The following is a 14,460-nucleotide window of genomic DNA, read 5'->3' as shown; positions in this document are numbered from 1 at the left end:
CGCGGCCACCTCTTTCGCTTTTACGGCTTCCTCAGTCCTTGCCCCGTAAGCACTGTCGGTCAATCGCAACCGGGGATGAAGCGTCGATGTCCGGCATACGCTGACCACAACCGTCTGTAGGAGACCCGGAGACAACGTGCAGATCCACGATTCGATGATCAGCCTCGTCGGCAACACCCCGCTGGTGAGGCTCAACAAGGTGACCGAAGGACTCCAGGCGACCGTCCTGGCCAAGGTCGAGTACTTCAACCCCGGCGGTTCCGTGAAGGACCGCATCGCGCTGCGCATGATCGAGGCGGCCGAGCAGAGCGGTGAGCTCGAGCCCGGCGGCACGATCGTGGAGCCCACCAGCGGCAACACCGGTGTGGGCCTCGCCATCGTGGCGCAGCAGAAGGGGTACAAGTGCATCTTCGTGTGCCCCGACAAGGTGTCCACGGACAAGATCAACGTGCTGCGCGCGTACGGCGCCGAGGTGGTCGTCTGCCCGACCGCCGTCGACCCGGAGCACCCGGATTCGTACTACAACGTCTCCGACCGGCTGGTGCGTGAGACGCCGGGCGCCTGGAAGCCTGACCAGTACAGCAACCCCAACAACCCGCTCTCCCACTACCACTCCACGGGCCCCGAGCTGTGGGAGCAGACGGAGGGCCGCATCACGCACTTCGTCACCGGCGTCGGCACGGGCGGCACCATCTCGGGCACCGGCCGCTACCTGAAGGACGCGAGCGAGGGCCGCGTCCAGGTCATCGGCGCCGACCCGGAGGGCTCCGTCTACTCGGGCGGCTCCGGACGCCCGTACCTCGTCGAGGGCGTCGGCGAGGACTTCTGGCCGACCGCCTACGACCGCGAGGTCGCCGACGAGATCGTCCCGGTCTCCGACAAGGACTCCTTCCAGATGACCCGCCGCCTCGCCAAGGAGGAGGGCCTCCTGGTGGGCGGCTCCTGCGGCATGGCGGTCGTGGCGGCCCTGCGGGTGGCGGAGCGGCTCGGCCCGGACGACGTCGTCGTGGTGCTGCTGCCGGACAGCGGGCGCGGGTACCTCTCGAAGATCTTCAACGATGAGTGGATGGCCGACTACGGGTTCCTGGAGGACTCCGGGCCGAGCGCCCGCGTCGGCGACGTGCTCAAGGACAAGGACGGCGGCTCGCTGCCCGAACTCGTCCACATGCACCCCGAGGAGACGGTCGGTCAGGCCATCGAGGTCCTTCGCGAGTACGGCGTCTCGCAGATGCCGATCGTGAAGCCGGGGGCGGGACACCCGGACGTGATGGCCGCCGAGGTCATCGGCTCGGTCGTGGAGCGGGAGCTGCTCGACGCGCTCTTCGCGCAGCGGGCCTCCCTGAGCGACCCGCTGGAGAAGCACATGTCGGCGCCGCTGCCGCACGTCGGCTCCGGTGAGCCGGTGGAGGACCTGATGGCCGTGCTCGGTACGGCGGACGCCGCGATCGTGCTGGTCGAGGGCAAGCCGACCGGTGTCGTCAGCCGTCAGGACCTGCTGTCCTTCCTCGCCAAGGGCGTCGGCAAGTAGGTTCCGGGCCGGTCCCGCGCGCCGGGTTCGGGAAACCGGTACGCGCACGTCACGTGCGCGCAGCACCCGCTTAACACGGGTCCGGCACATTGGTGGATGTCGGAAGGGGCGGGAGCGGCTCCCCGCCTCGGACGGCACCAAGCGGCGTCAAGGATGGTTTCGGAGCGGCTCCCGGATCTCCATGGACGCCCTGGGCGTACCACCCGGTTCTGACCCGGTCGTACGCCTTTCGCGGGGACCGCCGTCGTCCCGCCCCCCGTCACAGGGGGTGCGGCGGTCCCCGCGCAATCTCATTCGACGAAGAGGCCGCGTTCCGCCGCCCGTACGTCGAACTCCTCCAGGCGTGCCTGGGCCTCGGGCAGGCCGTCGCACATCGCCTCCAGGAGTACGCGGCCGAGCAGCATGGGTGCGCAGGCCGTGTCGAAGGCGAGGCCCGTGCCGACGGCGGCGGGCAGGAGCAGGTCGCAGTGGGCGGCGACCGGGGCGAACGCGGAGTCGGCCACCGTGACCACCGTCAGGCCGACCGACTTGGCGTAGGCGAGGGTGTCGACGACCTCGCGGGGGTGGCGGGGCAGCGCGAAGCAGAGCAGGGTCGTGGCGCCCGCGCGGACGGCCGCGTCGATGCGGTCGGCGAGCATCGTGCCGCCCTCGTCGAGGAGGCGGACGTCGGGGTGGACCTTCGCCGCGAAGTAGGAGAACCCGTACGCCTGGGAGGCCGCCGCGCGCAGGCCGAGGACGAGGAGGGGCTGGGAGGCGGCGAGGAGCGCGCCGGCCCGTTCGACGGGGGCGGGGTCGGCGAGGAGGTCGGCCAGGTGGCGCAGGTTGGCGATCTCGGCCTCGACGGCCTGCTGGTACTCGTTGGCGCGGGTCGCGGCGGTGGGTTCGGCCGGGGCCACTTCGCGCAGGTGCTTGCGCAGGGCCGGGTAGCCGTCGAAGCCGAGCGCCACCGCGAAGCGGGTCACCGACGGCTGGCTGACCCCGGCCAGTTCGGCCAGTTCGACCGAGGACAGGAACGGTACGTCGGCGGCGCGCCGGACCATGCAGTGCGCGATGCGGCGCTGGGTGGGGGTGAGGCGGTGGCCCTCGAAGAGATGCTGGAGGCGGGTGGCCGGGCTGTGTCCGGCCTGGCCCCCGGTGCCGTTGGTGGTGTGCTCGGTCATGTGTCCCCGTCCGTCCCGCGCCGTCCAGTCCATTCAGTCTGCTCTCGCCGTGCATGATGTTATTCAGGCGCTGGGTCCGGCGCCAGGTTTGCAGGTGGGGATGGGGATGGGGATGGTGGTGGTGGTGGTGGAAGGCTCGGCCCGGGTGCGCCTTGTTACGTTGCCGCCATGGGTCTTTTCGACAAGCTGACCGGCACCCGGCGTCCCGACGACGGCGTCGCCGCCCGCCCCGCCGCCGAGGTGCGGGACGCGCTGCTCGCTCTGGCAGGGCCCGACGTGCCCTGGACCGTGCGCGCCGCCACCCCCGGGGAGGAGGCGGACCTCGTCGCGGAGTGGCGGGTGCGGGAGCCCGCGTGGCAGGAGTTCTTCCGGCGCCGGCACGTCGACCGCACCGTACGGATCACGATGCGGCTCGCGGCGGACACACGCGAGGTGCGGGCGCTCGACGAGCAGTGGGAGGTCACCTGGCACGACGGCACCCCGCGCTTCGCCCGTTCGCGGGAGTACGGCCGGGGGCCGTCGCGCCAGATCAGCAAGCGGCACACCGTCGAGCGCGGCGCGGACGGTGAGCGGCGCCTGGTGGAGACGTTCTCCTTCGACTCGGCGGAGATGAAGGACCCGCTGCGGGACGCGGTACTGAAGTCCGGGTGGACGTGGCGCGCGGTGGTGTTCGGCAAGCTGTGAGCGCCGCCGGGGGCGCGGTGCACCCGGTGAAGCGGTGAGCCCCGCCGAGGGCGCCGTTCACCCGGTGAAACGGTCGAGGAGGGCCGCCGCCCGTTCCACGTCCGCCGTCAGCGGGCGGTCCGTGAGGTCCGGTTCGAGGGTGGTGTCGGCGAGGGCGAAGGCGCGGCCCACCGGCAGCTCCTCGTCGGGGCGGTGGTCGCGCAGGCGCAGGGCGCGGACCGCCGCGACCAGTTCGCAGCCGACGACCTGGCGGTAGGCGGCGCAGGCGCGCAGGGTCTGCCGGGCGGCGAGGGAGGCGAAGCTGGCCTGTTCCTCGACGCCGCGCGAGAGGACCGCGTGGCCGAGCGAGGCGGGGGCGGAGAAGGCGCGCAGGTCGCCGAGTGCGGCTCCGGCGGCGTACTCCAGGATCATGACGCCGGACGCGCCGGGTGCGCCGTCGGCGAGGAAGGGGCGCAGGCGGGTGTACGCCGGTTCGTTGAGGGTGGACAGGCGGGAGGTGGAGAGGCGGGCCACCTGGGTGACCGCCAGCCTGAAGTGGTCCAGGGCGAGCGCGAGTTGGGCCATGTAGAAGCCGCCGTGGTGGTACGCGGTCATGTCCTCGGACGAGATGAGAGGGTTCTCGGCCGCCGCGTTGATCTCGACCGTGAGGACCGCTTCGAGGGCGTCCGCCGCGTCCTGCGCCGGGCCGTGGATCTGGGGCACGCAGCGGAATCCGTACGGGTCCTGGATGCGGCCGAGCGGTGGGGTCGGCCGGTCGGGGGCGCCGAGGAGGTCGCGCATCCGGGCCGCGACCTCGTAGGAGCCCTTGTGGTGGCGGGCCTCGTGGACGGGGAGCGCGTAGGCCTCGTACGAGCCGTCGACGGCCAGGAGGCTGAGCGCGGCGACGAGCTGGGTCGCGGCGAGCAGGGAGCGCAGTTCGTGCAGGGCGAGGGCGGACTGGCCGAGGGTGAGGGCGTTGCTGGAGATCAGCGCGAGCGCGTCGTTGTTGTCGAGGGGCTGGGCGGCCGGGGCGGTGCCCTTGCCGCGCCAGGGGTGTTCGCCGGCGAGGGCGAGGCCCATCTGGGCGAGGGCGGCGATGTCGCCGGTGCCGACGGAGCCGTGCTCGTTGACGGCCGGGTAGGCGCCGTTCTCCAGCGCCTCGCACAGGGCGGTGACGACGGTGGGGCGCAGGCCCGCGCCGCCCGCGAGGAGCTGGTTGGCGCGGACCGCGAGCATCGCGCGGACCTCGCGTTCGGGCAGTTCGTCGCCGATGGCGCCCGCGTGGCTGCGCAGCAGGCGCAGGCCGTGGTCGGCGGCGGCCTCGGTGGGCACGTCCTCGCTGCGGTTGGCGCCGACGCCGGTGGATCGGCCGTAGACGCGGCCCCAGGCGGCGATCTCGCGGGCCGCGTTCCAGGACACCTCGACGCGCTTCATGGCCTCGGTGCCGGGTACGGGTCGGGCGTTCGCGTCGGCGAGGCGGACCACGTCGGGGACCGGGAGGCCGTGGCCGTCGAGGACGACGACCGGGGTCGGTGTCGTGTCCGTAAGGGGCATCAACGCGCTGTTCCTCCTCGAATTGGCCTGTAAGGGTCTTTAGTGGCTTCCATCGCCCTCGCGACGGCCGTCGCGTCTCACATCCCGGGCCGGCCGGGTTGATTTACCAGCGATTTACGCGGGGGCATTGACAAGTTATTCACGCACCGAGAACTCTGCATGACGGTATGCAGGCCGGGCAAGAGGACTACAGAGGCGCTCCATGATTCAGTTCGAAGCGGTCCACAAGCGGTTCCCGAACGGCACGACAGCGGTCCACGACCTCTCGCTGACCATGCCCGAAGGGGGCGTGACCGTCTTCGTCGGCTCCTCCGGCTGCGGCAAGACGACCAGCCTCCGCATGATCAACCGCATGGTCGAGCCGACCTCCGGCACCATCCGGGTCGGCGGCCGTGACGTCCTCGACCAGGACGCCGCCGAACTGCGCCGCTCCATCGGCTACGTCATCCAGCAGGCCGGCCTCTTCCCGCACCGCACCGTCCTCGACAACGTCGCCACCGTGCCGCTGCTCCTCGGCTGGGGGCGCAAGAAGGCCCGCGCCGCCGCCGGTGAACTCCTCGAACGGGTCGGGCTCGCCCCCGAGATGGGCAAGCGGTATCCGCACCAGCTCTCCGGCGGGCAGCAACAGCGGGTCGGGGTGGCGCGGGCGCTCGCGGCGGATCCGCCGGTGCTGCTCATGGACGAACCGTTCGGGGCGGTGGACCCGGTGGTACGGGCCCAGCTCCAGGACGAACTGCTGCGCCTGCAGAAAGAGCTGAGCAAGACCATCGTCTTCGTCACGCACGACATCGACGAGGCCGTGCGGCTCGGGGACCGGATCGCCGTGTTCCGGGAAGGCGGGCATCTCGTGCAGTGCGCGGCTCCCGCGGAGCTTCTGGCCCGGCCCGTCGACGGGTTCGTGGCGGACTTCCTCGGGGCCGAGCGGGGGCTCAAGCTGTTGTCCCTGACGGGTCTGGCGGATGTGGCGCAGGGGCCGGCGCCGGAGGGCGGGGACTGGGAGCTGGTGCTCGACGCGGCCCGCAAGCCGCTGCACTGGCGTGCGCGGGACAACGGGGCCGAGGCCCCCGTCCGGCCCCTGCGCGATACGGACTCGCTGCTCAGCGCGTTGAACGAGTCCGTCGCGTCGCCCTCCGGGCTGGTGGCCCGGGTCGACGCCGACGGAGTCTTCACCGGGGTCTCGTCCCGGGACGACATCCACGCGCGTGCGGGTGCTGCTCACGCGGCGGCCCTGTCCGGCGCACCGTCACGGGCCTCCGCCCCGGACCCCGCTGCCCCTCGTACGAAAACGGGGCTCGATGGGCCGGACCGGCTCGAGAAGTCGGACGGGCGGGATGTCGCGTGAGCATCGACTGGGACTGGATCGGATCTCACGGGTCCGACCTCACCACCCTCACCCTCTCCCACCTCCAGGCCGCCCTCACCGCCGTCGCGCTCGGGCTGCTCATCTCCCTCCCGCTCGCGGTCCTCGCCCACCGGGTCAGGCCCTTGCGCGGCTTCCTGCTCGGGATGAGCAACGTCCTGTTCACCATCCCCTCCATCGCCGTCTTCGTCCTCCTCCTGCCGGTCTCCGGGCTCACCCGGACCACCACCGTCATCGGCCTCACGATCTACACCCTGGTCGTCCTGCTGCGGAACACGGTGGAGGGTCTCGACTCCGTGCCGCAGAAGACGAAGGAGGCGGCGAAGGCCATGGGGACGCGGCCGCTGCGCGCCCTGCTCACCGTCGAGCTGCCGCTCGCCCTGCCCGTGATCATGGCGGGCGTCCGGATCGCGACGGTCATGTCGATCTCGCTCGTCTCCGTGGCCACGTACATCGGTGACGGCGGCCTCGGCCAGCTCTTCACCGACGGGTTCCAGCGCAACTTCCCGACCCCGGTGATCGTCGGCGTCGTGCTGACGCTGCTGCTCGCGCTCGTCGCGGACGCGCTGCTCGTCCTCGTGCAGCGGCTGCTCACGCCGTGGGCCCGCACCCGTACCCGCTCCACCCGTACCCGCTCCACCCGGTCCCGGATCCGGAAGGCCTGACCGCCATGTACGAACTCTTCAAGAACCTGGGCTCCTGGCTGGTCGGCGGCGAGCAGTGGACCGGGCCCGACGGCATCGCGCACCGGCTCGCCGAGCACCTCCAGTACTCGCTGATCGCCACGCTCGTCGCCGCCGCGATCGCGCTCCCCGTCGGCCTGCTGATCGGGCACACGGGCCGGGGCGCGTTCGTCGCGATCAACCTGTCCTCCTTCGGCCGCGCGCTGCCGACCGTCGGACTCGTCGTGCTGGTCTTCCTCGCCAGCGGGCTCTCGATGTGGCCCGTCTACATCGCGCTCGTCGCGCTCGCCGTGCCGTCCATCGTGACCAACACCTACGCGGGGATGACCGCCGTCGATCCGGAGGTGAAGGACGCGGCGCGCGGCCAGGGCATGCGCGCGCACCAGGTCCTCCTCCAGGTGGAGCTGCCGCTCGCGCTCCCGCTCATCATGACAGGGCTCCGGCTCGCGCTGATCCAGGTCGTGGCGACGGCGACCATCGCCGCGTACGTCTCGTTCGGCGGGCTCGGCCGCTACGTCTTCGACGGGCTCGCCCAGCGGGACCTGGTGCAGGTGCTCGGCGGGGCCGTCCTCGTCGCGGTCGTCGCCGTCGTCCTCGACCTGGCCCTCTCCGGGTTGCAGCGTCTCCTCTTCCGTCACCGTCCCGCCGCCCTCAAGTCGGCCTAGGAGCAGATCAGATGAATCGACGTACTCTCCTCGGCGGGCTGTTCGCCGCGGCCTCCGTGCCCGCGCTCGCCGCCTGTTCCAGCGGCATCACCTCCCTCGAAGGGGACGGTTCGGGCGGCGGTGGCGGCGGCTCCAGCAAGAACGGCGTCACCATCGGCACCGCCAACTTCACCGAGAACCAGGTCCTCGGCTACCTCTACGCCGCCGTGCTCGAAGCGGCCGGCGTGAAGACGAAGGTCCGCCCCAACCTCGGCACCCGCGAGATCCTCATCCCCGCGCTCAAGGGCGGCGACATCGACCTCCTGCCCGAGTACCAGGGCGCCCTCCTGCACTACCTCGACACGAAAGCCGACGCCACCGAGGAGGGCGAGATGCAGAACGCCCTCGCCATGGCGCTCCCGGCGGGCCTGCAGATCCTGCCGTACGGGATGGCGGAGGACTCGGACGCGTTCGTCGTCACCCGGGAGACCGCCGAGAAGTACGGGCTGAAGTCCCTCGCCGATCTCGCCAAGCAGAACGGCGAGCTCGTCATCGGCGCCGCCCCGGAGGTGAAGAAGCGGCAGGTCGGAGCCGTCGGCCTGAAGGACGTCTACGGCGTCGAGTTCAAGGAGTTCAAGTCCCTCGACTCCTCCGGGCCGCTCGTGAAGGGCGCCCTGAAGAAGGGCGACGTCGACGTGGCGAACCTGTTCACCACCGACACCGACATCGCCGCCAACCACTGGGTCGTCCTCACCGACCCCAAGAACCTCGTCCCCGGTCAGCACGTCGTCCCGCTGATCGCCGACCGCAAGGCCGACTCGACCGTCCGCAAGGCGCTGGCCCGGCTCGGCAACGTACTCACCACCGAGCAGCTGACCGAGCTGAACCGGCTCGTCGACAAGGACAAGAAGGACCCCGAGGACGTCGCGAACGACTACGCGCGTCAGCACGGGCTGAGCAAGAAGTAACTGAGCAAGAGGCAAGAGGTCAATTCATGGCAGCGGTAGTGGAGAAGCACTCCATCGACGTCGTCCCGGACAGCGAGCGGCACGGGCGCGCCTTCCACCAGTTCACCCTGTGGGTCGGTGCGAACCTGCACATCACCGCCGTCGTCACCGGCGCGCTCGCCGTCGTCTTCGGCGGCGACGTGGTCTGGTCGCTCATCGGCCTCGTGCTCGGCAACCTGCTCGGCGGCGCCGTCATGGCGCTGCACTCCGCGCAGGGCCCGAAGCTGGGGCTGCCGCAGATGATCCAGTCGCGGGCCCAGTTCGGCGTCAAGGGCGCGATCGTGCCGCTGCTGCTCGTCATCCTGATGTACGTCGGCTTCTTCGCGAGCGGCAGCGTGCTCGCCGGGCAGGCGACGGCCCGGCTGACGCACACCGGCGACACGATCGGGATCATCCTGTTCGCGCTGGTCACGGCCGTCCTCGCGGTCGTCGGGTACCGCGTCATCCACGTTCTCGGCCGGGTCGCCAGCGTCATCTGTGCCGTCGCCTTCGTCTACCTCGGCATACGGCTCCTGGACCGCGTCGACCTCGGCGATCTGCTGAGCAATGCGCACTTCTCGCTCCCGATGTTCCTGCTCGCGGTCTCCCTCTCCGCCTCCTGGCAGCTCGCGTTCGGCCCGTACGTCGCCGACTACTCGCGCTACCTGCCGCGTGACACCAGCGCCAAGGCCACGTTCTGGTGGACGCTGTCCGGATCGGCGCTCGGCTCGCAGTGGTCGATGACGTTCGGCGTGCTCGTCGCGGCGACCGCCGGTGAGGCGTTCCTCGACAACCAGGTCGGCTACGTCGTCTCGCTCGGCGGCGCGGGCGCCGTCGCCTCCGTCTTCTACTTCGTCATCGCGCTCGGCAAGCTCACCGTCAACGTCCTCAACACGTACGGCGGCTTCATGGCGATGGTGACCGGCGTCAGCGGCTTCCGCGGACAGCGCGTCCTCTCCCAGCGCGGCCGGACGCTCTACATCGCGCTCATCATGGTCGCGGGCACGGCCGTCGCCCTCGCCGGCAAGGACAGCTTCCTGTCGTCGTTCAAGGACTTCCTGCTGTTCCTGCTGACGTTCTTCACTCCGTGGAGCGCCATCAACCTCGTCGACTACTACCTGATCTCGCGCGAGCGCTACGACATCCCGGCCCTCGCCGACCCGCACGGCCGCTACGGCGCCTGGCGGTGGAAGGCGCTCGTGGTCTACGGGATCGGGCTCGTCGCCCAGTTCCCGTTCCTGGCCACCTCCTTCTACACGGGCCCGCTCGTCGATCCGCTCGGCGGCGCCGACGTCTCCTGGATCGTGGGCCTCGTCGTCCCGGCCGCCCTGTACTGGCTGCTGGCGCGCCGCGACACCGCGCACGTACCGGAGGCGACGATCCTGGCGGCGCCGCACCCGGGACCGGTGGCCTCGGGCGTGGCCCCGTAGCAAGACGGGGGTTAGCCCCACTGTCCCGCGGCCTCCGGCTCCGTACTGTGAATCGGTATGGAAGCCCGCGAACAGGCACGTGACGCCGAACTCAAGAAGGAACTCGACGCCACCCTGCACGCCCGCAGGGAACTCGGCGAAGAGTACGAGACCGCGCTCGTCGACTCGTTCCTCGACAAGGTCGAGCAGCGCCTGGACTCCAGCGTGGACCGCCGGGTCCGCAGGCAGCTGGCCGAGCAGCAGATGGTCGTGGCCCGCGACGCGCGCGCGGGCCGCACCCCCGGCAGCGACGGCTGGGGCGAACGCTTCGGCTTCGCCGTCGTCACCCTCGTCCTCGCCATCCCGCTCTCCGCGATCGCCGTGGTCAACGCCCATCTGCCGGGGCTGCTGATCGCCTGGGGCGGCATCGTCGGCGTCAACGCCCTGCACGCGGGCCACTGGGTGCCCCGCTTGGGCGAGAAGCGCCGGGAGCGCAAGGACTCCGACTGGGAGGACTAGAGCCCCCAAGGCCCCTTCTCCGCAGTGCCGGGGCCGGCGGCGGCGCGACGCCGCGCCCGGTGGGGCACGGCGTCGCTGAGACCCTCTCTTCGAGACCCTGCCGGGTCGCTCACACGTCGAGTTCGGCCTCGATCTTCTTCAGCTGATGGCGGGCCATCGCCAGGTTGGCGCGCGAGGCGTCCAGGACGAGATACAGGAACAGACCGTTGCCGCTGCGGCCCTTGAGCAGCCGGATCAGGTGGTACTGCGTGCCGAGGGTGATGAGGATGTCCTCGATCTCGTCCTTCAGGCCGAGGTGCTCCATGGTGCGCAGCTTGGCGCGGACGACGTCGGTGTTGCCCGCGGCGGCGACCTCCAGGTCGAAGCTCTTGGAGCCGCCGATCGTGCCGAGGGCCATGCCGCTGTTGTAGTCGACCAGGGCGGCGGCGCTCGCGCCTTCGATGGAGGTGACGGCGTCCTTCAGTGCGGTCTCGGTGTTGGCCATGGTGGTGGATCCTTTCCTACGCCTCAACGGGCTGTGCGGGGTTGCAGTTCGGGCCCGGAAAGCTCGGGCCCCGCGGTTTTCGGGGTGCGGACGGGCAGCTTGCTGTCGGCGGGCGCCGGGGGCAGGGCGGCCGCCGGGGGCAGGGCGGGTGCCGTCCGCGCCCGGGAGCGGCCGCGGGCCCGCGCGGGCGGTTCGGCGGCGGCGACGGCCGCGTCGACCAGTTCGCCGATCCGGGTGCCGGAGCGGCGGCCCTCCAGGTGCAGCCGCCCCACGTTGATCCGGTCCTCGGCGAGCAGGGTCAGGACGGCGGCGCCCCCGGCGGCGTACGTGGCGACGTAGCCGTCCGTGCCGCGCACCAGGAGTTCGCGGAAGCCGCCCTGCCCGGTGGCGTCCGAGAGGCGCTGGGCCACCCCGAGCGCGGCGGCGGTCAGCGCGGCCACGCCCTCGGGTTCGACGCCTTGGGTGTCCTGGGCGAGCACGAGTCCGTCGACGCTGGCCGCGAGGGCGCCGGTGACCTGGGGGACCCGGACGCGCAGTCGTTGCAGTTCGCCGAGGACTTCGGCCTCGTCGGCCATCGGCGGTCTCCTTCCGGAAGTTTCTGGAGGTTCGGAGCCGGTCCGTCCGATGCGGCGCAGGCGCTTCACAGCGCCTCCAGCGCGGCACGCAGCCTGCGAAGGAGCGCCACGTCGGGGTCCTCGACGTCGGCGTGCGCCATCCACGCGGGGACGGGAAACGCGGTGGCGGGCTCCGGGGGAGCGGGGGTGACCAGGCCGCCCGCGGCCAGCCGGCGCAGGTCGACCAGGGTGTGGAAGGCGGGCCTGCCCAGGGCGAGCGCGATCTGGGAGGCGGTGCGCACGCCGTCGACCAGGTCCAGGACGCGGCGCCTGCGCGCGGGTACCGGGGGCTCGATGCCGCCCGTCCTCGCGAGGGGCGCGGTGTCGGTGTCGGGCTCGGGCCAGATCCGCTGGAGGAGTTCGCGGCGGCGCCGGGTCTCGCGCTCGACGGCCGCCACCGGCACCGGGCGCACCGCCCCGAACCAGTGCGAGACCCCGTAGCGGAAGCGGGAGGGGCCGCTGCTCGGCGCGAGCGTGAAGTAGGCGGCGTCGAAGATGGCGCTCAGGTGGCACAGTTCGAGCGCGCCGTCCGAGAGGCGGCCCTGCTCGACGAGGTAGCGGCCGACGCGCTGCCGGGCGCCCGCCCGGTCGACCGCCTCCCACCAGCCGTCGGCCTGTATCGCGCCGCCGGCGGTGAGCAGGACGTCCATGCCGGGTGTCGCGGGCGCCTCCGCGTGCACGACGTGGCCGTCGGCGAGGTAGAGCGTGCCGTGCTCGCGTATCAGCGCGCCGGTGGCCCGCTCGTCGGCGAGCCGGTCGAGCATCGGGGATATCTTCGCGCCCGTGTCGGCGGTCGCCGCGCTCATCCCAGGACCAGCCGGTCGGCCAGGTCGGCGAGGCGCAGCCGGCAGAGCGCGAGGTTGCCCTCGTCCCGGTCGAGCCACAGGTGCAGGAAGACGCTGCTGTCGAAGCTGGTCCGGACGAAACGCAGCAGGTGGTAGCCGTCGCGGTTGGTGACGATGACGTCCTCGACGGGCGGCGCCTTGTCGCTGGCGGACCCCGGCGACCAGTCGCTGCCCTCGGCCGGGGCGAACACCCGGTGCTCGGCGGCGAGCCGGGCCAGCTCGGCGGCCTCCGCGGCGGTCGCCTCATGGTCCCCGTTGGGCGAGTCCCCGATGGTGCCGAGGGCGAGCCCGCTGGTCCAGTCGACGACGGCGGCGCCGCGCGCCCCCGGCAGTCGCATGACCTGAAGCAGGCACTCGTCGATTCCCGGCACGCCTGAAACTCCCCACCACATCGCCTGGTCCGTGCAAAGCTGTCGCTTGCGTGACGACGAAACTACGCACTGTGCGGCGACCCGGTGAGGGTTCTGGCATTTTCCGGTGGAACATTCAGAAGGGGGCTAAAATCCGCCAACCCCGCGACAAATCCGGAGCGTTCACGGCAGCCCCGGGCGCCACAGAAGGCTTCATGGAAGCCGCCGGAGAAGGTGTCGCGGAAGGCGCCCCGGAAGACGTCACAGATCGAGCAGGGCGCGCCTGCGGTCACCGCCCGACTCCGCCACGATCTCCTCGACGGTCTGCGGCGCGCGGACCGTCGCGAACCGTACGCCGCCGTTCGTGTCACCGGCCGCGCCGAACCCGTACACCCCGGGCCGCACGAGCGAGTTGTACGAGTAGTGCTGCGCGAAGTAGTAGGCGCCGGTGTCGAGCGCGGCGGCGTAGTCGCCGGCTTCGAGCAGCGGCAGTGCGTGGTTCTCGGCGAGCAGGTCGCCGGAGAAGCAGGCCGGGCCCGCCACGTCCTGGGCGACGTCAGGGCCGGTCTTGCGCCGTCCCTGCGCGTCGTAGGCGGCGATCCGCAGCGGCCAGGACGCGGGCGCGTACACGGTCCGGGTGGCGACCTGAACTCCCGCGTGGGTCACGGCGATCGGCCGCCCGCCGCTCTCCTTCGTGTACTCGACGTGCGCGAGGATCGTGCCGTGCTTGGCGAGCAGCGAGCGGCCGAACTCGGTGACGAGTCCGTAGCGCCCGCCGAAGAGCCCGGGGACGCTGGCGGCGAGCAGCTCGGCGTAGGTCGCGTAGTCGGGCGTCTCCTCGTCGGAGGCGAAGTTGACGGGCAGCCCGCCGCCGATGTCGAGGGTGTCGATCTGCCGCCGCCCGGCCGCCTCGTTGATCTCCTCGGCGAGTTCGTACGCGGCCCGCACGCCCTGGGCCATCAGTTCGAGGGGCACGCCTTGCGAGCCGGAGTGGGTGTGGAGCCGGGTCAGCCACGGCCGGTCGAGGTAGGCGCGGACGACCCACTCGCGGGCGCCCTCGTCCCGCAGCGCCACGCCGAACTTGGAGGTGGCGGTCGCGGTCGACAGGGCGCCGATCGAGCCCGCGCCGATCTGCGGGTTGACGCGGATGCCGATCGGCGACGTGGTGGGCGCCGAGGCGACCAGGGCGTCGATCCGGGCCAGCTCCTGCGGGTTGTCGGCGTTGACGGCGATGCCGAGGGCGAGCGCTTCGCGCAGTTCGGCGCCGGTCTTGGCGGGGGAGTCCAGGACGGTCCGGGCGGGCGCTACCCCGGCGGCGCGGGCGAGCGCCAGCTCACCGGGGCTCGCCACCTCGGCCCCGATGCCCGCCTCGCGCAGCAGCCGCAGGACGGGCACGAGCGGGGTCGCCTTCACGGCGAAGGCGTGCAGGACCTCGGTGCCGGGGGCGGTGACCGCGTCGAAGGCGGCGCGCAGGGAGGCGGCGGACGCGCGGACGCCGGTGACGTCGAGGAGCCCGGCGACGGGGGCGGTGGGGGAGACGAGCCCTTGTGCGACGGCGGCGCGGACGGCCTGGTCGCGGCGGGTGGTGAGGGCGGAGAGCCGGAGGGTCGGGTCGGTGGATGCGTCCGTGGGTGCCATGTGGTCCAGACAACCACCCGGAG

At 71.9% G+C, this 14,460-nt stretch carries 15 protein-coding genes; 8 read left to right on the top strand and 7 right to left on the bottom strand.

Features of this window, described 5'->3' with window-relative positions; genetic code table 11:
* Positions 1-136 precede the first annotated feature (136 nt).
* Positions 137-1,528, top strand: coding sequence for a cystathionine beta-synthase (locus C1N81_RS21335; protein ID WP_394431442.1), 1,392 nt, complete (start codon positions 137-139; stop codon positions 1,526-1,528).
* Positions 1,529-1,818: 290 nt separating this feature from the next.
* On the opposite strand, the gene C1N81_RS21330 is transcribed toward C1N81_RS21335, so the two are convergent.
* Entirely contained in the window at positions 1,819-2,688 is an 870-nt protein-coding gene (locus tag C1N81_RS21330; RefSeq protein WP_394431440.1) for a MurR/RpiR family transcriptional regulator, read from the bottom strand.
* A gap of 168 nt (positions 2,689-2,856) precedes the next feature.
* Between C1N81_RS21330 and C1N81_RS21325 the strand changes: the two genes are divergently transcribed.
* The gene (locus C1N81_RS21325) at positions 2,857-3,372 is read left to right on the top strand and encodes a hypothetical protein (RefSeq protein WP_394431438.1); all 516 of its coding nucleotides are present in this window, start codon (positions 2,857-2,859) and stop codon (positions 3,370-3,372) included.
* Positions 3,373-3,429: 57 nt separating this feature from the next.
* Here the strand turns inward: C1N81_RS21325 and C1N81_RS21320 are convergent, their stop codons facing one another.
* Positions 3,430-4,905, bottom strand: a complete 1,476-nt coding sequence (locus C1N81_RS21320; RefSeq protein WP_394431436.1) for an aromatic amino acid ammonia-lyase — start codon at positions 4,903-4,905, stop codon at positions 3,430-3,432.
* Between the two features lie 202 nt (positions 4,906-5,107).
* Between C1N81_RS21320 and C1N81_RS21315 the strand changes: the two genes are divergently transcribed.
* Genes C1N81_RS21315 through C1N81_RS21290 form a run of 6 tightly spaced genes read left to right on the top strand, consistent with a single transcriptional unit; the run spans position 5,108 to position 10,506 of the window.
* Complete coding sequence (locus C1N81_RS21315) at positions 5,108-6,247, top strand: ABC transporter ATP-binding protein (RefSeq protein WP_394431434.1); 1,140 nt, start codon at positions 5,108-5,110, stop codon at positions 6,245-6,247.
* Positions 6,244-6,930, top strand: coding sequence for an ABC transporter permease (locus C1N81_RS21310; protein WP_394431432.1), 687 nt, complete (start codon positions 6,244-6,246; stop codon positions 6,928-6,930). Before C1N81_RS21315 ends, C1N81_RS21310 begins: the two co-directional genes overlap by 4 nt.
* A gap of 5 nt (positions 6,931-6,935) precedes the next feature.
* Complete coding sequence (locus C1N81_RS21305) at positions 6,936-7,613, top strand: ABC transporter permease (protein WP_394431430.1); 678 nt, start codon at positions 6,936-6,938, stop codon at positions 7,611-7,613.
* A gap of 11 nt (positions 7,614-7,624) precedes the next feature.
* A complete protein-coding gene (locus C1N81_RS21300) occupies positions 7,625-8,560 on the top strand; it encodes an ABC transporter substrate-binding protein (protein WP_394431429.1) in 936 nt (311 codons plus the stop codon).
* 26 nt (positions 8,561-8,586) lie between these two features.
* The gene (locus C1N81_RS21295; RefSeq protein WP_394431428.1) at positions 8,587-10,008 is read left to right on the top strand and encodes a purine-cytosine permease family protein; all 1,422 of its coding nucleotides are present in this window, start codon (positions 8,587-8,589) and stop codon (positions 10,006-10,008) included.
* Between the two features lie 57 nt (positions 10,009-10,065).
* Entirely contained in the window at positions 10,066-10,506 is a 441-nt protein-coding gene (locus C1N81_RS21290) for a hypothetical protein (protein WP_394431427.1), read from the top strand.
* A gap of 109 nt (positions 10,507-10,615) precedes the next feature.
* On the opposite strand, the gene C1N81_RS21285 is transcribed toward C1N81_RS21290, so the two are convergent.
* The 5 genes from C1N81_RS21285 to C1N81_RS21265 all read right to left on the bottom strand — a co-directional run bounded on the left by C1N81_RS21285 (position 10,616) and on the right by C1N81_RS21265 (position 14,437).
* Entirely contained in the window at positions 10,616-10,990 is a 375-nt protein-coding gene (locus C1N81_RS21285; RefSeq protein WP_394431425.1) for a roadblock/LC7 domain-containing protein, read from the bottom strand.
* A gap of 23 nt (positions 10,991-11,013) precedes the next feature.
* Positions 11,014-11,565, bottom strand: coding sequence for a roadblock/LC7 domain-containing protein (locus C1N81_RS21280; protein ID WP_394431423.1), 552 nt, complete (start codon positions 11,563-11,565; stop codon positions 11,014-11,016).
* 65 nt (positions 11,566-11,630) lie between these two features.
* Positions 11,631-12,410: a transcriptional regulator gene (locus tag C1N81_RS21275; RefSeq protein WP_394431421.1), complete on the bottom strand. Its 780-nt coding sequence runs from the start codon at positions 12,408-12,410 to the stop codon at positions 11,631-11,633.
* Positions 12,407-12,820 carry a hypothetical protein gene (locus C1N81_RS21270; protein ID WP_394431419.1) on the bottom strand — a complete coding sequence of 138 codons (414 nt, stop codon included), beginning with the start codon at positions 12,818-12,820 and terminating at the stop codon, positions 12,407-12,409. Before C1N81_RS21270 ends, C1N81_RS21275 begins: the two co-directional genes overlap by 4 nt.
* Before the next feature lie 240 nt (positions 12,821-13,060).
* Positions 13,061-14,437, bottom strand: a complete 1,377-nt coding sequence (locus C1N81_RS21265; protein WP_394431417.1) for a type III PLP-dependent enzyme domain-containing protein — start codon at positions 14,435-14,437, stop codon at positions 13,061-13,063.
* Between the last annotated feature and the right edge of the window lie 23 nt (positions 14,438-14,460).

The sequence above is a fragment of the Streptomyces sp. SGAir0957 genome (genome assembly GCF_043523415.1).
Note: the sequence above shows the minus strand (reverse complement) of the source record. Positions and strands in the feature narration are given on the sequence as shown.